22 protein-coding genes are annotated in these 21,878 nt (G+C 55.5%); 14 read left to right on the forward strand and 8 right to left on the reverse strand.

Annotation, left to right across the window (positions count from 1 at the left end; all coding sequences use genetic code 11):
• Positions 1-107: 107 nt before the first annotated feature.
• Positions 108-1,169, reverse strand: a complete 1,062-nt coding sequence (locus HKD42_RS11495; RefSeq protein ID WP_170013474.1) for a COX15/CtaA family protein — start codon at positions 1,167-1,169, stop codon at positions 108-110.
• 102 nt (positions 1,170-1,271) lie between these two features.
• Between HKD42_RS11495 and HKD42_RS11500 the strand changes: the two genes are divergently transcribed.
• The 3 genes from HKD42_RS11500 to HKD42_RS11510 all read left to right on the forward strand — a co-directional run bounded on the left by HKD42_RS11500 (position 1,272) and on the right by HKD42_RS11510 (position 3,272).
• A complete protein-coding gene (locus HKD42_RS11500; protein WP_170013476.1) occupies positions 1,272-1,643 on the forward strand; it encodes a MerC domain-containing protein in 372 nt (123 codons plus the stop codon).
• A gap of 16 nt (positions 1,644-1,659) precedes the next feature.
• Positions 1,660-2,676, forward strand: coding sequence for a sulfur carrier protein ThiS (gene thiS, locus HKD42_RS11505; RefSeq protein WP_170013478.1), 1,017 nt, complete (start codon positions 1,660-1,662; stop codon positions 2,674-2,676).
• Between the two features lie 68 nt (positions 2,677-2,744).
• Positions 2,745-3,272, forward strand: a complete 528-nt coding sequence (locus tag HKD42_RS11510) for a hypothetical protein (RefSeq protein ID WP_170013480.1) — start codon at positions 2,745-2,747, stop codon at positions 3,270-3,272.
• Between the two features lie 3 nt (positions 3,273-3,275).
• On the opposite strand, the gene HKD42_RS11515 is transcribed toward HKD42_RS11510, so the two are convergent.
• The 3 genes from HKD42_RS11515 to HKD42_RS11525 form a co-directional block, all read right to left on the reverse strand.
• Positions 3,276-5,081 (reverse strand): AMP-dependent synthetase/ligase, encoded by a 1,806-nt coding sequence (locus HKD42_RS11515; protein WP_170013482.1) that lies wholly within the window; start codon positions 5,079-5,081, stop codon positions 3,276-3,278.
• A gap of 106 nt (positions 5,082-5,187) precedes the next feature.
• Complete coding sequence (locus tag HKD42_RS11520) at positions 5,188-6,945, reverse strand: gamma-glutamyltransferase family protein (RefSeq protein ID WP_246236993.1); 1,758 nt, start codon at positions 6,943-6,945, stop codon at positions 5,188-5,190.
• Between the two features lie 10 nt (positions 6,946-6,955).
• Positions 6,956-7,984, reverse strand: a complete 1,029-nt coding sequence (locus tag HKD42_RS11525; protein ID WP_170013484.1) for a quinone-dependent dihydroorotate dehydrogenase — start codon at positions 7,982-7,984, stop codon at positions 6,956-6,958.
• A 327-nt stretch (positions 7,985-8,311) separates the two neighbouring features.
• Here HKD42_RS11525 and HKD42_RS11530 point away from each other — a divergent pair, with 327 nt between their 5' ends.
• From HKD42_RS11530 to HKD42_RS11575, 10 genes are all read left to right on the forward strand, one after another.
• Positions 8,312-10,168, forward strand: a complete 1,857-nt coding sequence (locus HKD42_RS11530; RefSeq protein WP_170013486.1) for a DUF885 domain-containing protein — start codon at positions 8,312-8,314, stop codon at positions 10,166-10,168.
• A 109-nt stretch (positions 10,169-10,277) separates the two neighbouring features.
• Positions 10,278-10,703 (forward strand): SUF system Fe-S cluster assembly regulator, encoded by a 426-nt coding sequence (locus HKD42_RS11535; RefSeq protein ID WP_170013488.1) that lies wholly within the window; start codon positions 10,278-10,280, stop codon positions 10,701-10,703.
• Positions 10,700-12,223, forward strand: coding sequence for a Fe-S cluster assembly protein SufB (gene sufB, locus HKD42_RS11540; RefSeq protein WP_170013490.1), 1,524 nt, complete (start codon positions 10,700-10,702; stop codon positions 12,221-12,223). Before HKD42_RS11535 ends, sufB begins: the two co-directional genes overlap by 4 nt.
• A 39-nt stretch (positions 12,224-12,262) precedes the next feature.
• Entirely contained in the window at positions 12,263-12,724 is a 462-nt protein-coding gene (locus tag HKD42_RS11545) for a hypothetical protein (RefSeq protein ID WP_170013492.1), read from the forward strand.
• On the forward strand, positions 12,721-13,227 hold the full coding sequence (locus HKD42_RS11550; protein ID WP_170013494.1) for a DUF559 domain-containing protein: 507 nt from the start codon (positions 12,721-12,723) through the stop codon (positions 13,225-13,227). Before HKD42_RS11545 ends, HKD42_RS11550 begins: the two co-directional genes overlap by 4 nt.
• A gap of 34 nt (positions 13,228-13,261) precedes the next feature.
• Positions 13,262-14,014 (forward strand): Fe-S cluster assembly ATPase SufC, encoded by a 753-nt coding sequence (sufC, locus tag HKD42_RS11555; RefSeq protein ID WP_170013496.1) that lies wholly within the window; start codon positions 13,262-13,264, stop codon positions 14,012-14,014.
• Positions 14,014-14,778: a SufD family Fe-S cluster assembly protein gene (locus HKD42_RS11560; protein ID WP_170013498.1), complete on the forward strand. Its 765-nt coding sequence runs from the start codon at positions 14,014-14,016 to the stop codon at positions 14,776-14,778. Before sufC ends, HKD42_RS11560 begins: the two co-directional genes overlap by 1 nt.
• 44 nt (positions 14,779-14,822) lie before the next feature.
• Positions 14,823-15,995: a cysteine desulfurase gene (locus HKD42_RS11565; protein WP_211483617.1), complete on the forward strand. Its 1,173-nt coding sequence runs from the start codon at positions 14,823-14,825 to the stop codon at positions 15,993-15,995.
• Positions 15,996-16,033: 38 nt separating this feature from the next.
• Entirely contained in the window at positions 16,034-16,504 is a 471-nt protein-coding gene (locus HKD42_RS11570) for an SUF system Fe-S cluster assembly protein (protein WP_425500392.1), read from the forward strand.
• Complete coding sequence (locus HKD42_RS11575; protein ID WP_170013502.1) at positions 16,504-16,860, forward strand: HesB/IscA family protein; 357 nt, start codon at positions 16,504-16,506, stop codon at positions 16,858-16,860. The genes HKD42_RS11570 and HKD42_RS11575 overlap by 1 nt, the downstream gene beginning before the upstream one ends.
• Positions 16,861-16,886: 26 nt before the next feature.
• On the opposite strand, the gene HKD42_RS11580 is transcribed toward HKD42_RS11575, so the two are convergent.
• The 3 genes from HKD42_RS11580 to HKD42_RS11590 all read right to left on the reverse strand — a co-directional run bounded on the left by HKD42_RS11580 (position 16,887) and on the right by HKD42_RS11590 (position 19,036).
• Positions 16,887-17,831, reverse strand: coding sequence for a hypothetical protein (locus tag HKD42_RS11580; RefSeq protein ID WP_170013504.1), 945 nt, complete (start codon positions 17,829-17,831; stop codon positions 16,887-16,889).
• A gap of 73 nt (positions 17,832-17,904) precedes the next feature.
• On the reverse strand, positions 17,905-18,345 hold the full coding sequence (locus HKD42_RS11585) for a hypothetical protein (protein ID WP_170013506.1): 441 nt from the start codon (positions 18,343-18,345) through the stop codon (positions 17,905-17,907).
• Positions 18,335-19,036, reverse strand: a complete 702-nt coding sequence (locus HKD42_RS11590) for an EI24 domain-containing protein (protein WP_170013508.1) — start codon at positions 19,034-19,036, stop codon at positions 18,335-18,337. Before HKD42_RS11590 ends, HKD42_RS11585 begins: the two co-directional genes overlap by 11 nt.
• Before the next feature lie 131 nt (positions 19,037-19,167).
• Here HKD42_RS11590 and HKD42_RS11595 point away from each other — a divergent pair, with 131 nt between their 5' ends.
• Positions 19,168-20,178, forward strand: a complete 1,011-nt coding sequence (locus HKD42_RS11595; RefSeq protein WP_170013510.1) for an adenosine kinase — start codon at positions 19,168-19,170, stop codon at positions 20,176-20,178.
• Between the two features lie 244 nt (positions 20,179-20,422).
• Here the strand turns inward: HKD42_RS11595 and HKD42_RS11600 are convergent, their stop codons facing one another.
• Positions 20,423-21,844 (reverse strand): DUF4097 family beta strand repeat-containing protein, encoded by a 1,422-nt coding sequence (locus HKD42_RS11600; protein ID WP_170013512.1) that lies wholly within the window; start codon positions 21,842-21,844, stop codon positions 20,423-20,425.
• Positions 21,845-21,878: the final 34 nt, after the last annotated feature.

The raw sequence follows: 21,878 nt of genomic DNA on the forward strand, positions 1-21,878 counted from the left end.
CGTTTGTTCGCAAACCGTGTGTAAGTCAAGCAATTCCGGGCCTCACAAGAGAGGTAAAATAATACCGCAGCCAGTTTGAGCTGATAGAATCGAGCTATCTTCTGAATTTACGCGGTCCTGCCGATCAAATGCATGCCCCATGCGGTCGCGGCCACCAGCAATGCGCCAACCCCTTGGTGGGCTGTGGCGATCCACAGGTCGACACCCGTCCAGACCGTAGCAATGCCGAGAATGATCTGGATTCCGAATGCAGAATGGATGGCGATGGATGCGCGGCGGTCAAACGGCCTGACTTTACGCGAAAGGATAATGAGCGCTGCCACAGCAACCCAAGCCCACCAGCGATGCAGAAAATGTAGCAGGTAGGGGTCATGTGTCATGGCCCAGAACCAGCCTTTGGCAAGGTCGAATTCCGGCACCAGCCGATCTTGCATCAGCGGCCACGTATCAGAAGCCAAGCCCGCGTTAAGGCCAGCCACCCACGCTCCTAAAAGCAACTGGATAAACAGAATAGCACTGACCGCCCAGGCCATGCCTGTGAATTTTGCTGGGCGTGCATTGGGAATAGCTGCGAGCCGCCCCAAATCCAGAGCGGTCCAAATCAGCCCCCCCAACGTGAATAAAGCGGTCAACAAGTGGATGGACAGCCAGAAGTGGCTGACATCGGTCATTTCGGTCGAAAGGCCCGAGCGCACCATATACCAACCGAATGTTCCTTGGAGACCACCTAGCGCCAACAGCGCGACCAGACGCCACTTATAACCGCTGGGAATGTAATTTTTGATCCAGAACCACGCCAGAGGCAGGGCATAGATCAGACCGATAAACCGCCCTAGCAGCCGGTGAAACCATTCCCAAAAATAGATGAATTTGTAATCTGCCAGTGTCATCCCTGCAGGCCCGCTGACCTGCTGATACTCGCCGATTTGCTTGTAGGCGTCGAATTCTGCCTGCCATTGTGCATCATTAAGCGGCGGTATCGCGCCAGTGACCGGTTTCCACTCTGTAATCGATAGGCCCGATTCGGTTAACCGTGTAATCCCGCCGACAATAACCATGACGACAATCACCGCAGCAACCGAATAGAGCCATCGGGCGAGCAGCTCTGGCCTGCCCGTGATTGGCGGCACAGTGGGGGTAAGTTCGGCGGATGTGGCACTGTCTGTCATGGTGTATCCCATGATAGGAGGCCGCCAGATAGGCAAGATCAATATGTGCAACATCAATTGCAGCTTGCAGAATGATATAGCGTCACATACATGGGCCTCACCATGACTCGCGCCACGCAAGCCTTTCGTACCCGCATCGACCGCGCGGGGCTCGCCCTCTCCGGGTTATGCGCCGCGCATTGTGTGCTGAGTATCTTCATTGTGTCTGCATTGGGGATCGGCGGCGAAATTTTGTTGGCACCCGAAATTCACCGTGTCGGATTGGCTTTAGCGCTGATTATCGCGGCGGCGGCTATTGGCTGGGGCGCGCTGCAACATCGGCAGACTATTCCTTCTATTGTCGCGGTTACCGGGTTGCTGACTATGGGTAGCGCATTGGTGGTTCCACACGGGCCGCAGGAGGTCGTTTTGACCGTATTGGGCGTCGCTCTCGTGTCGATTGGACACATACTCAACTTGCGCGCCGCGCGTTGAGCGCTATTTGGCGGGTATGACCCAGCCAAACGCGAATTCTCAATCCATCACACCCAAATCCATCACGGTGAATGGTGATACCCGCCAAACCACTGCCGCAACAATCGCCCAGCTCGTCAATGAATTGGAGCTCGATCCAGCCAAGGTAGCGGTTGAACGTAATGGTGATATCGTACCGCGTTCGACGCTGTCAGATGCATCGTTGAATGATGGCGATGTGTTGGAAGTGGTTCATTTTGTGGGCGGGGGCGATCATCCGGCAGAAAATGATAGCTGGAGCGTTGCCGGCAAAACATTTCGATCGCGGCTGATTGTCGGGACCGGGAAGTATAAAGACTTTGCCCAGAATGCCGCTGCTTTGGAAGCCTCCGGCGCGGAAATCGTTACGGTCGCTGTTCGCCGGGTCAATGTGACCGACCCCAAAGCGCCGATGCTGACCGATTTCATCGATCCGAAGAAAGTCACGTATCTGCCCAATACTGCGGGCTGTTTTACAGCCGATGATGCCATCCGTACACTGCGACTGGCGCGTGAGGCTGGCGGCTGGGACTTGGTCAAGCTGGAGGTTTTGGGCGAAGCGCGCACCTTATATCCGGATATGCGTGAAACGCTGAAGGCGACAGAAGTATTGGCGAAAGAGGGTTTCCACCCGATGGTCTATTGCGTCGATGATCCGATCGCTGCGAAACAACTGGAGGAAGCAGGCGCCGTCGCCATTATGCCGCTAGGCGCGCCGATTGGTTCCGGACTTGGCATTCAGAACCGTGTGACCATCCGCCTGATTGTTGAAGGCGCGAGCGTGCCTGTCTTGGTGGATGCCGGCGTTGGTACTGCGTCAGATGCGGCGGTGGCCATGGAACTGGGCGTTGACGGCGTACTTATGAATACGGCGATTGCTGAGGCAGCCGATCCTGTTCGGATGGCCCGCGCCATGAAGCTGGCGGTTGCCGCAGGCCGCGATGCGTATTGTGCAGGCCGGATGGCCACTCGCAAATATGCTGATCCCAGCAGCCCATTGGCGGGACTAATTTAGCCAGAGTGCTAACCCAAAATTAACCATGTTCGACGACAGTCTACCTTGTAACACAAGGAAACTTCGTCATGGCTGCCACAAGTAATGCATCATTGACTATCGCTGAGATGCGCGAATTTGCGAGCTTTGAACCGGCAGAGCAGCGCTATATCCGGCGCAGTCTCGACATTGGTTTGGGCCGGCAAGATGCCTTCAAGATCTGGGCGCGCGATGCCGCTGAAAATGCAGCCATCCGCCGCCAGTATGTCTCTTATCAGGAATTGAAAGTCCTGCGGGAAAGCGTGCCGAACGAAACCGGCTTTGATGCAATCGAAGGCTTTATCGGCAAACTCACCCGGGTGGCAGCGTTTGATCTGGCGCAAGAACGGTTGGATTGTTTTTCGGCGTTTCGCTTTTTGTACGAACGGTTGCTGGGCCCCGATGCCCGTCCTTGGCTACCAAGCGCATTCTGCGCCGCCGCAGCCTTGCCGCAAATCCGCCCGAACCGCCGCAAGATGTTGCTGCAAAGCCTGAGCGAAGCTGCCGCGACGGCGCCGGGTTGGTCCGATGCGAAGCCCAGCTTCTTCCCAGAGTTTATCGAGCAAGAAGCGGCCTAGGCCCTACTTCTTATACAATGCGTCCAAACGCTCCTGATACCGGTCACGGATTTTGTGGCGGCGGATCTTGAGGCTTGGCGTCATTTCCTCGTTTTCGATAGCGAAAGGCTCATCAGCAAAGGCGTATCGCCGGACTTTTTCGGTGACTGACAATTCCTTGCTCACACGGGCAACCGCATCGCTGATTGCGCTGCGAAAAGCCGGCAGGTCCTGCAAGGCAGTCAGATCGAATTTTTCGTCATTCGCGCGTGACCATTCCAGTGCCCATTCGGCATCTGGTACGATCAACCCGACCACATAAGGACGTTTATCGCCAGCAACCATCGCTTGCGCAATTTCCGGTTGCAGCGTCAGCATTCCTTCGATCTTCTGCGGCGCAACATTATCACCCTTGTCGTTGACGATCATATCTTTCTTACGGTCGGTAATTTTGATCCGACCGCGCTCGTCTAGGTGGCCAATATCGCCGGTATGAAGCCAGCCATCGATCAGCGTTCGTTTGGTTTCAGCTTCATTCTGCCAATAACCATGCATGACCAATTCGCCGCGGCAGAGGATCTCTCCATCGTCGGCGATTTTGATCTCAACGCCCCGCATCGGCGGCCCCACAGTGTCCATTGCAATGCCGGCTGCGGGTCTGTTGCAACTGATCACCGGGCCGGCTTCGGTTTGGCCATAACCTTGCAGCATGGTTAGGCCCATCGCTTCAAAGAATATCCCGACATCCGGGTTGAGCGGCGCGCCGCCGGATACCATCGCCTTGATCCGGCCACCGAACTTTGCACGAATTTTGGGTCGCAGCAGCTTTTCCACGATCAGATTCATCGGTCGATCGCGGAGCCGGTTGCGGCCTTCGAATTTATGCTCACCGATCGATAGGGCGCGGTCCATAAGATAGTTTGCGACTTTGCCCTGCTGCGACACTTGTTTCATGATCCGGGTGCGGAGGACTTCAAACAGTCGCGGCACCACCACCATGATGGTGGGCTGTACTTCTTCGATATTGCTCGCAAGCTTTTCCAGCCCTTCGGAATAGTAGATCTGCGCACCGGCACCGATCGGCAGATATTGCCCGCCGGAATGCTCATATGCGTGGCTGAGAGGCAAGAAGCTGAGGAACCGCTCATTCTCATCCAGCCCGAAGTCAGATTCCAAAATCTCAGCAGCGCCAGCCACATTGCACAAAATCGAGCCATGATGCTGCATCACGCCGCGGGGCGCGCCGCCGGTCCCGCTGGTATAAATGATGCAGGCGGTTTGATCGCGTCCAATAGACGCGATGCGATTGGTGACAGCCGCGCGAGCTTGTGCGGCATCGCCAATGAGCATTGATGCCCAGCTGCGACAGGTAAGGTCGCCAGATTGGAAGGGGGGAATTGCATCAATGGTGATCAGATGTTCTGCAATACCTGTTCGCATGATCGCTGGTAGCAACGGCGTAGCCAACTTTGCATTGGACACGAACACTGCCTTAGCGCCCGAATTGTCGAGGATATGTACGTGGTCCCTTTCGGTATTGGTGATGTAGGCGGGTACCGATATGCATCCGGCGGCCATGATGGCCAGATCGACAATGCACCATTCGGGTCGATTTTCGGAAACGATCATGACCCGGTCACCGTCACCCAGACCGATCTTCCGCAAATTCTCGGCCAGCAGGCAAACCTTGTCAGCCACTTCCTGCCACGTTTCGGTCTGCCACTCGCCATCGCGCTTGGCTCCTAGAAACGCTGCAGAGCCTTTCTCATCGGTGCGTTTCAGAAAGAGTTCGACCAGATTTCTGGCGGTATCAACATCGGATAGCTGCAAAATGCTCTCCTGCTCCCATTTTTCGTTCCGCTGTAACGGTTGATGACGATCTACAGTTCCACCCTATGTCGGGCAAGCTACGATATGCTGCCGGTCAGGTGTGCGGCTATTTGGTATATTCTAGCTTTCCTTTCAGCCGCGGGTCGCGGGCACTGTCCCACCCGGCTCCATTCCAAACGATGGCTCCAGCTTTCAGTGGGGGCTTTCGTGCCACGATTTGCCCGTGTCCCAGGGCCTCGAATTCGGCCTTTCTTGCCTCCAACCACGTGCCTTCTTCAACCAGTACACGGCTGCCAAATGCCATAATCAGCGGCAATCCCAATGCATCCTCTGCGGACAGGCCGAAGTCGATAATACCGATAATACTGCGGGCCGTTTGCACCGGAATTGTCGTACCGCCAGCGGCCCCGATGGCTGCGACCGGTTTGCCGTCCGGGTCGTAAATGATGGTTGGCGCCATAGAGCTACGGGGCCGCTTACCTGCCTCAATCCGGTTGGCGACCGGTTTGCCATCCTTTTCCGGTGAGCGGCTGAAATCGGTCAGCTCATTATTGAGATAAAACCCGTGATGTATCAGTCCAGACCCGAACGCCCCTTCGATAGTCGAAGTATAGCTGATCATTGTTCCCGCGCTGTCGATCACTGCTAAATGCGACGTGCCATTTTCCGGTGGCTCGTCACCATCTGCGAAGGCCTGTGTAACCCCGCGCGGTGTCCCCGGGCTGACGCTTTCCAAAGCCGCATCCGCGCGGATCAATGCGCTGCGCTGCGCCAGATACTCTGTGTTGATCAGTTGTTTGACAGGGACATCGACAAAATCACTATCGGCCAAATAGATTTCACGATCCGCATAGGCCAATCGCTGCGATTCCAGAAATAGATGCCATGTTACCGGATTGTCCGCGCCGAGCGCTGTCAGGTCAAAGCGTTCCAGCTGTCCAAGTATCTGCGTGACCGCGACTGCGCCCGATGATGGCGGTCCCATGCCGCAAATGCGATAGCCGCGATAGGTGCCGCATACCGCCTCGCGTTCTTTTGCCACATATCCCGCCACATCAGCCGGTGTCATGCCGCCGCTGCGCGGCGTTGCAGCCTTTACCATATCAGCCATCTGAATCGCTGATGGGGAAGCATAAAAGGCCTCCGGACCTGTGTTGGCAACCGCTTCCAGCATCCCGGCTATCGCTGGATTTTTGAGGGTAGTACCCACCGCTTTGGGTGTCTCATCTGCATTGTAATAGAGATCACGGCCAAATTCCGTCAGCCCCGCCCGATCAAAGCGGGTAGACAGCGATTCATTGAGCCTGACATTCATCGTAAAACCATCGCGGGCCAATGCTATCGCTGGTTGGAACAGTTCCGCCCAAGCCAGCTTTCCGTGCGCTGCATGGGCTTTGGCGGCAACCGCAATGTTCCCGGGGACACCAACGCTGAGCCCGCTGCGCACGGTGGTGCGATAATCGCGCAGCTCGCCATCTTCGCCGATAAACCACTGAGGATCAGCCCCAGCGGGTGCAGTTTCGCGGCCGTCGAAGCTGGTCACTGCGCCATCGGCTGTACCGCGCACGATAAACCCGCCCCCGCCAATGCCAGAGCTTTGAGGCTCCACAACAGTCAGCGCCAACATGACAGCAATTGCCGCATCTGTAGCAGAACCCCCTCGGGCCAGCATAGCTTCGCCAGCGGCCTCCGCGCGCGGGTCTGCCGCAGTCACTGCGCCTGTTACACGCGGTGCATCGGTATTTTCAGCAATAGGAACAGAATTCATGTGTTCCGGCGGTGTGCAGGCGGCCAGCAACAGGGCTGCTGTTCCCAACGCTCCCAATTGTCCGGCGAAAGGGCGAAATCGTTTGGTTGTGGTCATGGGCGGAACGCTATTCGGTTCCTATCGCCTCTGCAATGGTGGAAAATCCGTCGCGGGCCATCAGTTTGGGCAAGGTCCGTGTGATCCGCTTCGCCAAACCGGGCCCCTCATAGACTAGAGCGCTATATAACTGGACCAAGCTGGCACCGGCGCGGATTCTTTCCCAAGCATCTTCAGCGCTGGCGATCCCGCCGACACCCACCAAAGGAATTGCACCGCGGGCGGCGGAACGAAAATCTCTGATACGCTGCAGCGCGAGCGATTTTAGCGGAGCGCCGGACAAGCCGCCGGTCTCTCCTATATGATGGGACTGCAGCGAAGGTCTGCTGATTGTCGTGTTGGAAACGATCAGGGCGCCAAGCGATTTGTCCATCACGATACGGGCAATGGCATCGATGTCCGTCGGGGTCAGATCAGGCGCAACTTTCAAAAAAATCGGCGGGCCATTTTCTCCGCGCGCTTCAAGAACAGCATCGAGTAAAGCGACCAAAGCGCCTTCATCTTGCAACGCCCGCAGGCCCGGAGTGTTGGGGCTGGAGATATTGACCGCGAGATAAGTGGCCAGCGGCGCCATGATCCGGGTCATTTTTGCATAATCAGCAATTCGATCCGCCGAATCCTTATTCGCGCCGATATTAATGCCCAGAACGCCGCCGCGTGACTGGCGGGCATGGAGCCGCTCTGCCGCCGCCTTCGCGCCGCCATTGTTAAATCCCATGCGGTTGATCACGGCCTTGTCCTGGACCAGCCTGAACAGCCTCGGCTTGGGATTGCCAGCTTGCGGGAGCGGGGTGATCGAGCCAACTTCGGCAAACCCAAACCCAAGGCCCAGCACAGCATCCGGCACTTCACCGTCTTTATCAAATCCGGCGGCCATTCCGACGGGGTTTGGAAATTGGATACCTGCCACATCTACTGCGAGTTTGCCTGCCTTGGGCTTAGGTCCGGCGGGCATGGCTTGTAGACCAGCTAGGGTAAGCAGATGTGCACGCTCAGGATCGAGCGTAAAAAGGGCGGGCTTGATCAGATTGAAAATCATGGGTCAACGCCTATGCCCATATGCTCCGGCACTGTCGATATGCCATTGTAATTCATATCGTAAGCCTCTGATAAAATGCAATTAGTTTAAGAACGTCAATTACTGTCGTTTCCATACAATCTGCAATTTAGAAAGCGATCTATACGCTTCCTTGCGACCCGAAGGGCTCTTACTTCCATGTATAGAGTTCCTCGACTTTAGGGGGCAGTTCCGGAAATGGGGCTGCCCCTTTTTTTGCGTAATCTGGGCGTGGTGTGCCGGTTAGTCTGGCCGACGCTGCCATTTCCTGATTAAAGGCCCGTCATTATTTCTGTTTGGAGATGTGCGATGGTCCGTAAATATCTGATGCTCGGCTGCGGGGCTGTTAGCCTTGCGGCATGTTCTTCTACCTATAGCGAACCTGTGAGTACGGCCGCATCTGCTGCGCCCGTTTCCGCTGAGGGTTCTGCTGCGGCTGAAGCACCTGCGCAGACAATCAACGGGCTGTTTGAAGAATACGACGCGGCTCAGCTTGAACTGTCTCCTTTGTCAAAGGCATATCGCGGTATTCGGGACGATGATTACAGCAAGTGGGGCGATTTCTCCGATGCGGCTGAAGTGGCAAGTAACGATTTGCTGCAATCGACCGCGCAGACGATGCGCGGCACTTATGATCTGGCAGAACTGTCAGATCAGGATGCGCTGTCTTACCGGTTATTTGAAGCCGTTGCAGAGCGCGGAGCCGAGCGGTTTAGGTTCCGTAAATATGGTTATGTCTTTGACCAGATGAATGGCGCGCAAAGCCAGCTTCCGGCGTTTTTGATCAATATTCACCGGGTTTCAACGCCAAGCGATGCGGCCGCCTATGTTGAGAGGATACGCGGGCTGGGGCCAGCGATTGATGCCTTAACCGCCGAGTCAAAAGCGCGCGCAGACGCGGGTGTGATGCCGCCGGACTGGGTGTATCCCTATGTCATCAAGGACATTGAAAACCTGCTTGCAGCCGGTGATGATAACGCGGTGTTGGAAGACTTTTCCGCGAAGTTGGCCGGTCTATCACAGGCGGCGGGAGAGTCATCTGAAGCGTTGGACACTCTCGGCAAGGCCGCCCCATTGGCCTGGAATCAGCATGCCTTGCCCGCCTATCAACGGCTTTTGGCGGAACTGAAGCGGCAACAGGCCATCGCCCCGACCGATGATGGCGTTTGGCGCTTTCCCGAAGGTGCAGCCTATTATAAGGCGCTTCTCGCAAACTATACCACGACCGATCTTACTGCTGATGAAATCCACGACATCGGTCTGCGCGAGGTCGAGCGTATCCATGGTGAGATGCGCGCTATTATGAAGACGGTCGGTTTTGAAGGCAGTCTGCAGGATTTCTTCCAGTTTACGCGTACCGACGACCAGTTCTTCTACACCAGCCGCGAAGAATATATCGCCGATGCGACGGCCAAAATTGATGCGCTCGGCGAAAAGATGCCGGAGTTTTTCGGTGTGCTACCAACCGATCCTCTGGTGATTAAACCGGTCGAGGCGTTTCGTGAGCAAAGCGCTGGTAAGGCGTTTTATCAGCGGCCTGCCCCCGATGGCTCGCGCCCCGGTACCTATTACGTGAACCTGTATAATCTGCGCGATATGTCGAAGAATGAAATGGAGGCGCTCGCTTATCATGAAGGCCTGCCTGGCCACCATTTGCAGCTTTCCATTCAAACGCAGCTTGGTGATGTACCTGCGTTTCGCCGCTTTGGCGGTGTGACTGCCTATTCGGAAGGTTGGGGCCTGTATTCGGAGGAATTGGGTAAAGATATGGGTTTCTATCAAGACCCTTACTCCGATTTTGGCCGTTTGGGCATGGAGCTATGGCGCGCGTGTAGGTTGGTGGTCGATACAGGGCTGCACCACAAGCGGTGGAGCCGAGAGAAAGCGATTCAATATCTGACGGATAATACGCCCAATCCAGACGGTGATATTCGCAAGGCGATTGAGCGCTATGCTGTCTATCCCGGGCAAGCCACAGCCTACATGATTGGCAAGCTTAAGATCATGGAACTGCGGTCACGGGCGAAAACCGAGCTGGGGACCGCCTATGACATTCGTGAATTCCACGATGTCATCCTGAAGAATGGCCCGGTTCCGCTGTCGATTATGGAAGAGAATGTCGATAATTTCATTCGCGCCCGCAAAGCGTCGATGACGGAGGACTAGCCCCTCTTATCTGCTAACGACTCGCAACAGGTGTTTTGCCGTTGAAAGGGTGGAATCGCGCGACTAGATGAAATTGGAACGAATCAGTCCAATTTAAGTTTACTCTGATATGCGATTGTCCAATCTTGCCGATTACGCCGTTGTTACTATGGCTGCCGCTGCACAGCATTGCGGTGGCGGCCGTGTATCTGCGTCTGAATTGGCGGCGGAAACCGGCTTGCCGGGGCCAACCGTCCAGAAAGTTGTCAGCAAGCTTACTGCGGCAAGCTTGCTCCGCTCTGTTCGCGGTGCGGGGGGCGGTTTGCAGCTCGCTCGCCCGGCAGCGGCCATTACTTTGGCTGATATTGTCGAAGCCATTGAAGGGCCTATTGCGCTGACGGCCTGCGTGGACAGCAATGCGCACGAATGCGGACTGGAACAGAATTGCGCGGTCCGGCCTCACTGGCCAATTGTTAATCAAGCACTGCGCGGCGCGTTGGCGGATATTCCGCTCACGCGTTTGGCGCAAACTACACCTCATCAGGAACTGGTATGAACGAACAAACCACTCTGTCGGGCGACAAGATCTTGGATGCTGCCCCTGAAGAAGAAATTCAGGACAAGGCGGCACGCGATGCCGCCAAAAGCCTGGAGACGTATGAGCACGGGTTCTCGTCTGATATTGAGCAGGAATTCGCGCCGAAGGGTCTGAACGAAGATACTGTGCGGTTTATCAGCGGCAAAAAGGAAGAGCCGCAATGGATGCTCGATTGGCGTCTCAAAGCGTTCCGTATGTGGCAGACGATGGAAGAGCCGGATTGGGCCAAGCTGGGCTATCCAAAAATCGATTATCAAGACGCGTATTATTATGCGGCACCGACGAAGAAACCCGTACTGGGTTCTTTGGATGAACTCGATCCGGAAATTAAGCGGGTTTACGATAAGCTGGGTATCCCAATCGCCGAGCAGGAAGTGCTCGCCGGTGTGGAAGGCGCACGCAAAGTTGCGGTCGATGCGGTGTTTGACAGTGTATCGGTTGCCACAACCTTTCGCGAAGAGCTTGAAAAGGCAGGTGTTATCTTCCGGTCGATCTCTGAAGCGATCAAGGAATATCCTGATCTGGTGAAGAAGTGGCTCGGCAAAGTGGTGCCGATGCAGGATAATTACTTCGCGACGCTCAATTGCGCGGTGTTTTCGGATGGAACCTTTGTCTACATCCCAGAAGGTGTCCGCTGTCCGATGGAGCTGAGCACCTATTTCCGGATTAATGCGGAGAATACCGGCCAGTTTGAGCGGACACTGATTGTGGCGGAAAAAGGCAGCTATGTGTCTTATCTGGAAGGCTGCACCGCGCCGATGCGCGACGAGAACCAATTGCACGCAGCAGTGGTTGAACTTGTCGCGATGGACGACGCCGAGATCAAATATTCGACCGTTCAAAACTGGTATCCGGGTGACGCTGAAGGCAAGGGCGGGATCTATAATTTCGTCACCAAACGCGCTTTGTGCCAAGGCGCGCGCTCCAAAGTGAGCTGGACCCAAGTGGAAACGGGCAGCGCGGTCACTTGGAAGTACCCGTCATGCGTCCTCAATGGCGAAGACAGCGTGGGTGAGTTTTACTCTGTCGCAGTGACTAACAATTACCAGCAGGCCGATACCGGCACCAAGATGATCCATAACGGCAAGGGAAGCCGCTCTACGATCATCTCCAAGGGTATTAGCGCCGGCAAGTCTGACAACACCTATCGCGGGCTTGTTCGGGTTGGCGCCAATGCAGATAATGTCCGCAACTTCACGCAATGTGACAGTCTGTTGCTCGGCGATACCTGCGGTGCGCATACCGTGCCGTATATCGAAGTGAAAAACCCAACCGCCCAGATCGAGCACGAGGCAACGACCAGTAAAATCAGCGACGACCAGCTGTTCTATGCCATGCAGCGCGGATTGGGCGAAGAAGAAGCGGTCGGGCTGATCGTCAATGGCTTTGCCAAAGAAGTGCTCAAGCAATTGCCTATGGAATTCGCTGTGGAAGCGCAAAAGCTGCTGGGAATCAGCCTAGAAGGTTCGGTCGGATAGTCATGACCCGCAAGACAACTCATACATGGAGAATACACCATGCTTAGCATTGCATTGGCATCGTTCGTTATCGGACTGCAGTCGCAGGCGGCTATTGCTGAATACCCTGAACAACCTAAGACTTGGACTATCGAGTACCCGTTCGTAATCGACGCCTCCGTGGCTGGTTACTACAACTGCCTTCAGTCTGAGGAGGTAATCGCTGGTGAAGGCTATACTTTTGAAGGGCAGCATCGCAAGGCCGTTGAATCGTGTGAGAAGAAAGGCAAGCAGGCCCAAAAGGACGCGAATGCCATCCTTGCCAAATCTGGCCGCTATCCTGCAATGACTCCCGAGAAAGTATCTCTGGTGTTTGAAACGCTCCGCAAGATTCATATCGAGCGCGGTAGAGATATTGATGTACAAATTGCACAAGATCTGGCGGGCAACCCTTATGCTGACCAAATCCAGACATCCGCTAGTCAAAATGACCCTTCTGTTGGTGAGGACGAGGGCCTGTGACCGAGCGCAAGAAACTCTCCTTGGGCTCCGGTGAGGCAACTAAAGCTGACAAAACTGCGGGTTGGAATATTTCCGAAGCGCGCAAGGATAAGCTTTATGATCGGGCGCGGTTTAACCGCCGGCATCCGACGGCTGCGCATAAGCAGCTTTGGGCGGTTCTGAAGGATAAAGGCCTCAATAATTTTGCGTTTAACCGTGAGGTTGTGATGGGCTCTTCTGTGGTCGACTTTGCGTGTAAAACCCGTTGGCTGGTTGTTGAAATCAGCGGTGAGACCGACGCCGATCACACGATAGAACAATTATCCGATCGCAAGCTTAACGACGTTGGGGTGCGGGTAATGCGCTTTTCCCAAATAGAGGTCATGGAAGATCTCGATACTGTCGTTGCGACTATTGGCGCAGAGCTGGACAAGCCATTTGAACGTCCACGTATCGCAGCCGGTAACACAATCCAATTTGGCGACAATGATGGCGAAGAGCGGTTTCACCGCAGCCGCTATTAATCCCATTCAATTCCTTGAAAGACGCAGATCAATTATGCTGAAAATTGAAAACCTTCACGCCACGGTCGGTGATACCGAAATTCTCAAAGGTTTAACCCTGGAAGTAGACGCGGGCGAAGTGCACGCCATTATGGGCCCCAATGGCGCCGGTAAAAGTACACTCTCTTATGTTTTGGGCGGCCGGCCAGGCTACGAAGTGACTTCCGGTTCGGTCAGCTTTGATGGCAAGGATCTGCTTGATATGGACCCGCATGAGCGGGCCGCTGAAGGACTGTTCCTCGGCTTCCAATATCCGGTTGAGATACCCGGTGTTTCCAATGTGCAGTTTTTGCGGGAGGCGCTGAATGCCCAGCGCGCTGCACGCGGTGAAGAACCGCTATCGGGCGGCGACTTTCTGAAACTGGCACGTGAAAAAGCAGGCCTGCTCAAACTCGATATGGAAATGCTCAAGCGGCAGGTGAATGTCGGGTTTTCCGGCGGCGAGAAAAAGCGTTCCGAGATGGTTCAGATGGGTATCTTGGGTCCGAAATTCGCAGTTCTTGATGAAACCGATAGCGGTTTGGACATCGATGCATTGCGTATTGTGGGTGACGGCATCAACCAAATAATGCGCGCAGACAATAAGGGCGTTCTCCTGATTACTCACTATCAACGCCTGCTTGATTATGTGAAGCCCGACAAAGTGCACGTTCTTGCTGATGGCCGGATCGTGAAGACAGGCGGCCCTGACTTGGCGCTCCGTCTGGAGAGTGAAGGCTATGACGGCATTATGGCGGAAGCGGCATAATGACGGTCACTGCTCTCCCCACAACACGCGAAGAGGATTGGCGTTACAGCGACGCTGAATTCCTCAAGCAAGCGGACCCTGTAGTGATCCACAATTGGCGGACGGTTACGGTCCTAGCTGGTGAAACTGTTCGCGAAGTGCAAAACTACCTCCCGGTTGACCACCCGGACGGCGTGATGGAACGGGTACGCGTCCACGTCGGTGCAGGCGGCCGTTTTGAAAGCTTCGCCACATTGGCGGGCAATCACTATGGCCGTGTCGAGGTTGAAGTAACGCTGGAAGACGGCGCGCATTTTGAATTTGGCGGTGTCACATTGGGCGGTGGCGATAGCGTGCAGGAATTCGTGACCCGCACCAAACACGCGCATCCAAATGCAACATCTAACCAAGTGATCCGCGCGGTCCAATGGGGCAAGTCAGTTGGTAATTTCTTGGGCAGGATTGAAGTCGCGCGTGATGCTCAAAAGACGGACGCAGGCCAGAACTTCCGCGCTATTTTGCTGGAAAAGGGTGCGACGGCGAATACCAAACCGGAACTGGAAATCTTCGCCGATGATGTACTGTGCGCGCACGGTGCCGCTATCGGTCAGCTGGATGAGCAAGCGCGGTATTATATGGCAGCGCGCGGAATTCCGCCGCACATTGCCCGCAAGTTATTGATCCAAGCATTCATTGGTGATGCTTTTGCTGAATTGGATGATGCGGAGCAGCGCGAAGCGATGCTCGACCATGCCTTGGCCGCGCTGGATGCGGGGGCAATGTGACGCAAGCAGCTATTCTTTCTCGCAAAGCTGACTTTCCCGGGCTGATGACACCGGGCGGAGACGCTTGGCATTATCTCGACACCGCTGCGACCGCGCAAAAGCCGCAGGCTGTGATCGACGCGATGAGCAATGCACTGGGCCGTGACTATGCGACGGTCCATCGCGGCGTGTATTCCCGATCCGCCGATATGACACTGGCCTACGAAGCCGCACGGCGCCGCGTTGCCGATTTTATCGGCGCAAAGTCGGAAAACGAGATCGTGTTTGTGCGCGGCGCGACCGAAGGGATCAATCTGGTTGCGCATAGTTGGGGCGGCTTGAATCTGAAAGCCGGTGACCGGATTATGCTGAGCCAGTTGGAGCATCATTCCAACATTGTGCCGTGGCAAATGATTGCCAAGGCCACTGGCGCCGAGATTGATGTCTGCCCGCTAACCGACGACCATTTGATTGATCTTGATGCGTTAGAGACAATGCTCACGCCGCAGCACAAAATCGTTGCGCTTGCCCATGTTTCCAATGTGCTCGGTTCTATTTTGGGTGTGAAGCGGGCTGCAAAGCTAGCCCATTCCGTCGGTGCCAAGCTGCTGCTCGATGGCTGCCAAGCGGCCCCGCGGATGCGGCTGAGTATGACAGAGCTCGACTGCGATTTCTATGTTTTGTCCGCACATAAGCTATACGGGCCGACCGGTATTGGTGTCCTGTGGGCACGTGAAGAACTGCTGGCCGCGATGCCACCCTACCAAGGTGGAGGCGCGATGATCGACACCGTGACCTTTGAAAACTCGACCTATGCCCCGCCGCCACAACGGTTTGAGGCAGGGACGCCGATGATTACAGAAGCCATCGCTTTGCATGCGGCGATTGATTACACACAAGCGCTGGATATGGAGCAGCTATTTGCCCATGAAAGCGCGCTGGCTGCCAAGCTGCGCAGTGAATTGCGTGCTATGAACTCCATCCGTTTGTTTGGGCCGGACAAATCTGCGGGTATAGTCTCGTTTGAAATGGAAGGGGTTCATCCGCACGATTTGGGCACCATATTGGATGAAGAAAATGTCGCAATTCGGGCGGGCCATCACTGCGCACAGCCATTGATGGCGCATCTGGGCGTATCGGCAACGGCACGCGCCAGTTTTGGGCTTTATAGCGACGAGAGCGATATTGACGCGCTGCTGCGCGGAATTGAACGGACGACAAGGATTTTTGGGCAATGACCGGACCAATGACTGGAAATGCAAACCAAGAGCGTAAAATTGCTGTCGAGGAAGTAGTCGCGGTTGCTCCTGCCAAGCGCGCACGTGTCGAAGATGCAGTAGAACCTGCGCCTGAAAGCATGGGCGAGAAGCTGGAGCGCAAGCGTGACTACCTGGAAGGCTTTCTCCAGAAAAAGCCTGAGCAGGTTGCTGATGGCGAACCGGGCGGTGCAATTCACGACGCGGTGATCGCCGCCTTGAAAGAGATTTATGATCCGGAGATCCCGGTCAATATTTACGATTTGGGTCTAATCTACGGCGTTGAAGTGGATGACGAAAGCGATGTGGTGGTCAGCATGACGCTGACCACGCCGAACTGCCCGGTCGCTGAATCCATGCCAGCTGAAGTTGAGCTGAGAGCAGGATCGGTACCGGGTGTCCGCGATGCAGAGGTTGTGTTGGTGTGGGACCCGCCATGGGACCCGCAGAAGATGAGCGATGAAGCCCGCCTTGAACTGGGGATGCTATAATGGTTGACGTAAAAACCCGGCAGGTCCCGGCCGCTGTTACGCTGACGCAAGGGGCAGAGGCCCGTATTGCGCATCTGATGTCGCAAGCTCCCGCTGATGCTATCGGCGTGAAACTATCGACCCCTCGCCGGGGGTGCTCCGGTTTGGCTTACTCGGTCGATTATGTGACCGAAGAAGTAAAGTTTGACGAGAAAATCGAAACCCCAGGTGGTATTTTTTACATCGACGGGGCCAGCGTACTCTATCTTGTTGGATCTGTGATGGACTGGGTCGAGGATGATTTCACCGCTGGCTTCACCTTTGAAAACCCCAACGCCAAAGGCGCCTGCGGCTGTGGTGAAAGCTTCATGGTCTGACGCGATCTATGCGGCGGCCGCTGCCCCTAAGCGAGGTCTGCTGCAATACGGTTAAGTAAAGCACGCTCCAGCGCGTCGATGTGTCCGTCGTTTTCAATCTGGCCATCCAGCCATTTGCGTTCATTGCTCGTCACTTCGTCGCCCGCGGCAGCTCGATCTGCAATCGACGGCGCGGTAAACTTCTTACCGAACACTACGCCGAAATTGTTGCGGACGTTGGGTGCCTCTGTCGCCATCCGGCGGAAGAACCGGCCCACATTTGCCGAGTCATCGGCCACAAATGCTTCAAGCTCTTTGCGCCTTTCGTGCGAAACCTGTGCGTTTGCGAGTGTGAAGCCTTTCAAATAGTTCGCAACACCATCGACGAATAGGTTTTGCCAGTCGGCTGCGTTAGTTTGGCCAAGCGTATCGTCTTTCAGGCGGAACAACATCTCTGCATCGAATCGGCTGACAGCGGCCGGTCCATGTCCGCCGCTGGAAAAGATAAAGCGCCGGATGAGCGCGCATTCGGCACTGGTAATCTGATGGGCCGATAATTCACCGCCGCAGCGTGTCGGTCCCTGGCCGGTCAAAACGGCGGCTTCGATTTGTTTGAGCGCGTAATGTTTGAGTGTGTCGGGCACGTTGCCGGCACGCTCCATAATCCGGGCGAGCAGTTCCAGCTCGGCCATCGTTTCCAGCCTGCCATCTTGGTCTAGCGCGCCGATCAGCCAGTCGGCTTCTTCCTGGTCCACATAGCCGCGTGGTTCGCTGCCGTTGAGGACAAATTCGCCAATCGCTTCGACGAAGAAATCCACCCACGCATCGTCTGGCGCGGTCAGGGCATGGTTGATCACAAAGATCGCTTCCGCTTCGCCGCGGTGAATTTCACCGTCACCCCAGCCCAGTTGGCGCAATGCCAATAGTTCATCCGGAGAAATGACGCCGTCTGCACTGGCGGTTTTTGCTAATTCGGCAAATTGGAAGCTCATGGCGTGATGGATCCTTATTTCAGTCCATTCGCCCCTCGCATAATACCCTTAAATTCGGGTTAGTATCGAGCTTTTACCGTTTAAGAGCAGCCACGCAGGAGGCTCGATCCACGTCGAGCCCGTCACTGGCCCGGCGCGCATCGACATAGGTGGCGGTCGGTTGGGCACCCTTACGCAGGGGGTATAGGTACACATCCAACACGCAGGATTGCCCGCTAAATTGCAGCTTCCTTGCATCGCCCTCGGTCACATTGAGCCGTGGTTCGCCGAACATTCGCTGCAACCCGTTACTATCGGCGCCGATCACGCCCTCCAGCCCGGGGACACTCATCACCCGCGGCGCGCGAAAACCACCCGATGATGGCGCAGGTGTGGCCGGCAAAGGCTTGGTCGATTGCGGCGGCGGCCGGGTCGAGGTGGTTGGCGCGGCGGGTTGGCCCAAAGGCGGCGGCACAGCCGTCGCAGCGCAAGCGCCCAAAAGCGGCAGTAAGGCAATGACTAATTTACGCGGCATATTCGGGTCCGTTTCGCCGGTGGACGAGATGGGTTGCACTAGCCGCCCCGATGATTGGTGCAAGCAAGTTAAGGAAAGGAACGACCAATAGTGCGGCAATTGCGCCGCCCAGCAGGAAACGTTCCAACTTGGACAAGGGCGGGTGCGATGGATGCCCGCCACCGGAATGGCGATGCCGCAGCCACACCATATCCTGCAATTCCCGGCCCAGCAGCCATGCATTGACCACCCAAAACACCACCGCTGGCCCGATGGCTGTAAAAAACAGCGGTATCGCCAGCACCAAAGCCAGCAGATTGGCGGCGAGCGTCCTGCCGATTCCCTTGGCCGAATTCTTCACTTCTTCGGCAAAGGGCAGGTTGCGCGCGGTGTCGGCCTGACGGGGATAATGTGCTTGCTCCACCGCGCTGATGATTTCATCGGCAAAGAACTGGACCACTGCCAACGCGACCACGCGGAACAACAGCCAACCGCCCAGAACCGTCAAGATCACCGCCAGTATGGCGCCGATCTCGTCACTGTAAGAGCCGGTCCATTCGGCCAGCGCGGTGTCGAGCGCGACAAAAGCGGCCACTCCCAAAACGGCAAATATCGCCAGGGTCAGCGCCACGCTTTTGAGTAGCACGGCCATAATCCGACGGTCACCCAATTGGCTGATGGCCTTGCTCATTGCGGAAACTACACTGCTCATACAGCCCGCTTTGCCGGTGAATATGGCAAAAGGTCAATCTCTTGCTTGGCGGCACGCGCGCAAGCGGCTAGGCGCGCGGCATCATTTCTTGCCCCTGCCTTGCAGCGGGTTGCGTCTTGCAGAGGATTACCATGCCCAATTCCGACAATTCCCCCCGCTATGATGTGATCGCCATCGGCAATGCGATTGTTGATGTGATGGCCCCGTGTGATGATGCTCTGATCGAAGAGCTGCAAATGGCTAAAGGCGGGATGTCTCTGATTGATGCCGACGGCGCGCGCGATCTGTATAAAGCGATGGGACCGGCGAAGGAGATTTCGGGTGGTTCAGCAGCCAATACGCTGGCGGGCCTTGCGACATTGGGCGCCCGGTGCGCCTTTATCGGCCAAGTGGCGAGCGATCAGCTGGGCGATGTGTTCAGCCACGATATCCGCGCCGCTGGTATTGATTTTGATACGCCTGCCCGTGAAGGCGAACCGCCAACCGCGCGCTGCCTGATCTTTGTCACCCCCGATGGGGAGCGGACGATGAACACGTTTCTGGGCGCGAGCCAGTTCCTGCCGCCTGCCGCCTTGAGCGAAGAAGCGATCGCCGACGCGAAAATCCTCTATCTGGAAGGCTATCTGTGGGATCCGGAAGAACCGCGCAGCGCAATGCGCCGTGCCATCGAAGTATCCCGCAATGCGGGCCGCAAAGTCGCCTTCACTGCGTCAGAAAGCTTCGTAATTGACCGCCACGGCGATGATTTCCGCGCGCTGATTGCGGAAGGTTTAATCGATATTCTGTTCGTCAATGAAGGTGAATTGGCGACGCTGACGGGCGAGGATGATTTTGAAGCCGGTCTCGCCAAATTATCGCCCAACGTGCCGGTTCTGGTTGCGACCAAAGGCCCCAATGGCGCGGTCGCCATCGCCAATGGGACGCGCGGTGAAGTGGCGGCAGAAGCGGTTGACGCCGTGGTCGATACAACCGGAGCAGGCGACCTGTTCGCGGCGGGTTTCCTGTCCGGCCACGTAAAGGAAGAAAGCCTCGAAAACTGCCTGACGCGCGGCGCGATTTGCGCTGCCGAAGTGATCTCCCATTACGGCGCCCGGCCAGAGGCGGATTTGCAAGCCTTGGTCGCGGCAAAACTGGGCGATTGATTGTCCCGACCGATTGCGCCGCTTGATGGGCGCAGCGCGAAGTTGACAAAGTTGACACTGCGTCAACTTTGATTTTCGGCAAATAGCGCCGTGTAATCAGATGGTTATTGCTGAATGGCGAAGTTGACACTTGCGCGCAAGGAATGCGCAAGACGCGGACTATGCGCCAAAAGCGCGCTGGTGTGCTGACGATGGGAAAGAGCAGCCTGTCTGGTAGCTCTTGCTGGCGATGTAGGACAGCCGCCTAAACACGGAACAGATTGCGCAGTCCAAGGCCGAGCAGGAATAGCAGGATAACGGATAGGATGCTTTCCGCAGCGCCCACGCCCAGCGCCGATGCTGGAACCAGAGTATCCTCTCCAAACAGCCATTCCTGCCCTTGCAACCGTGCAGTGCGCCCGGTGGGGATGAAAGCCAGCATATGACTGCCCGAATAGGCAAGCGCGGCGGAGAACTTGGCGCTTTGCTCTGTACTGTAAGCGAAGAAATAGGCGGCAAAGCCGACCCATGTTGCGATCAGCCAGATAAATGGCCGAAACACACTCCGGCCATAATCGCCGAGCAACCAGAATAGGAACTGCGCCGCTGTTTGCCACCAGCGCGTTTCATGTCCGCGCTTGCTTTGGATTTCCTGCACATGAAATTCGAGCGCTTTTGCATGGTTGCGATTGGACAGGGCGAGTTCTTTCAAGCGGCGAAATCGTTGGCTGTCTTCACGGTCTGAAGCCTTAGTGGTCCAACGCCAAACGGGGGCGGAGCGTTCTGGCATGCCTGACCAATATTGACTGGCAGCGGAGGCCCAATTTGGCATTGGTTCTGCATCGAATTGGCACTGAATATCGTTGACGACCACGTCATGGCTCATCTTTGTTCGGCGCAAATCTAGAGGACAACCCATTATTCCAAAGTGAGAGAAAGTGAACAGTTTCTCAAATCCGGCCCCCTCGAAGCTAAAGGTCCTTGGACAATCCATTCTTTGTAAATCAACAAAATGCGATGGACCGGCAAAATTACAGTACCTAAAGGTCACACAGTTGGACTTGAACTCAGTCTTTTCAAATAACATGGCACCTGATCCAAAGTCAGTATTGTCGAACATTAATTGACCCTTACCGAACGACGATTCGTAGAATCGAATATCGCCGCGATCAAATGTGGCACCTATAAAGTACGTATTACCTTCTCCAAAATTAGTTCCGTGAAAGCTGACGTCTCCTGAGCTAAATTCGACATAAGAAAAATCGACGGTCCCTGTGTTGAATTCCGTGTTGGAGAAATTGATATGCCCATCACCAAACTTTGCGTTGGCGAAGTTAATATCCCCACTTCCAAATTTTGCGTCTGAAAAACTTACGTTACCTTTCCCGAATTTAGTGCGGTAAAAGTTGACGTTTCCCCGGCCAAATTCAGCATCTACAAACCAGACGTTACCATCACCCAGTTTGGCGTCAGCGAAGTTGATGAAGCCATTTGGAAAAATAAAACCTGTGAAATCGACCGATCTTAGTGGCAGGTTGTTAGGACCATTAAATGATTGGCTGGAAAAGTTTACGTCCGCCTCAGGATTTTGTTCGACCCAAGCGTTCCAAACTTCCCGCCCTCGACGCCAAAGTTCTATAGCATCCTCGCCCTTCAGAACTTTACGTGTCGGTTTTTTATCGCTCATAGCTAGAGGTTATACGGTACAATTTTTTGATACA

It is taken from the genome of Pontixanthobacter rizhaonensis, assembly GCF_012972675.1.
Lineage (GTDB): Bacteria > Pseudomonadota > Alphaproteobacteria > Sphingomonadales > Sphingomonadaceae > Pontixanthobacter > Pontixanthobacter rizhaonensis.

What these genes read in the sequence shown, in the direction of transcription:
- HKD42_RS11510 (WP_170013480.1), top strand. Translation starts at nt 2,745, where the DNA reads ATGGCTGCCACAAGTAATGCATCATTGACTATCGCTGAGATGCGCGAA.
- HKD42_RS11535 (WP_170013488.1), top strand. Translation starts at nt 10,278, where the DNA reads ATGCGATTGTCCAATCTTGCCGATTACGCCGTTGTTACTATGGCTGCC.
- HKD42_RS11575 (WP_170013502.1), top strand. Translation starts at nt 16,504, where the DNA reads ATGGTTGACGTAAAAACCCGGCAGGTCCCGGCCGCTGTTACGCTGACG.
- HKD42_RS11600 (WP_170013512.1), bottom strand. Translation starts at nt 21,844, where the DNA reads ATGAGCGATAAAAAACCGACACGTAAAGTTCTGAAGGGCGAGGATGCT.
- HKD42_RS11525 (WP_170013484.1), bottom strand. Translation starts at nt 7,984, where the DNA reads ATGATTTTCAATCTGATCAAGCCCGCCCTTTTTACGCTCGATCCTGAG.
- HKD42_RS11520 (WP_246236993.1), bottom strand. Translation starts at nt 6,945, where the DNA reads ATGACCACAACCAAACGATTTCGCCCTTTCGCCGGACAATTGGGAGCG.
- HKD42_RS11495 (WP_170013474.1), bottom strand. Translation starts at nt 1,169, where the DNA reads ATGACAGACAGTGCCACATCCGCCGAACTTACCCCCACTGTGCCGCCA.
- HKD42_RS11580 (WP_170013504.1), bottom strand. Translation starts at nt 17,831, where the DNA reads ATGAGCTTCCAATTTGCCGAATTAGCAAAAACCGCCAGTGCAGACGGC.
- HKD42_RS11585 (WP_170013506.1), bottom strand. Translation starts at nt 18,345, where the DNA reads ATGCCGCGTAAATTAGTCATTGCCTTACTGCCGCTTTTGGGCGCTTGC.
- sufC (WP_170013496.1), top strand. Translation starts at nt 13,262, where the DNA reads ATGCTGAAAATTGAAAACCTTCACGCCACGGTCGGTGATACCGAAATT.
- HKD42_RS11500 (WP_170013476.1), top strand. Translation starts at nt 1,272, where the DNA reads ATGACTCGCGCCACGCAAGCCTTTCGTACCCGCATCGACCGCGCGGGG.
- HKD42_RS11595 (WP_170013510.1), top strand. Translation starts at nt 19,168, where the DNA reads ATGCCCAATTCCGACAATTCCCCCCGCTATGATGTGATCGCCATCGGC.
- HKD42_RS11590 (WP_170013508.1), bottom strand. Translation starts at nt 19,036, where the DNA reads ATGAGCAGTGTAGTTTCCGCAATGAGCAAGGCCATCAGCCAATTGGGT.
- thiS (WP_170013478.1), top strand. Translation starts at nt 1,660, where the DNA reads ATGACCCAGCCAAACGCGAATTCTCAATCCATCACACCCAAATCCATC.
- sufB (WP_170013490.1), top strand. Translation starts at nt 10,700, where the DNA reads ATGAACGAACAAACCACTCTGTCGGGCGACAAGATCTTGGATGCTGCC.
- HKD42_RS11530 (WP_170013486.1), top strand. Translation starts at nt 8,312, where the DNA reads ATGGTCCGTAAATATCTGATGCTCGGCTGCGGGGCTGTTAGCCTTGCG.
- HKD42_RS11565 (WP_211483617.1), top strand. Translation starts at nt 14,823, where the DNA reads ATGACACCGGGCGGAGACGCTTGGCATTATCTCGACACCGCTGCGACC.
- HKD42_RS11560 (WP_170013498.1), top strand. Translation starts at nt 14,014, where the DNA reads ATGACGGTCACTGCTCTCCCCACAACACGCGAAGAGGATTGGCGTTAC.
- HKD42_RS11545 (WP_170013492.1), top strand. Translation starts at nt 12,263, where the DNA reads ATGCTTAGCATTGCATTGGCATCGTTCGTTATCGGACTGCAGTCGCAG.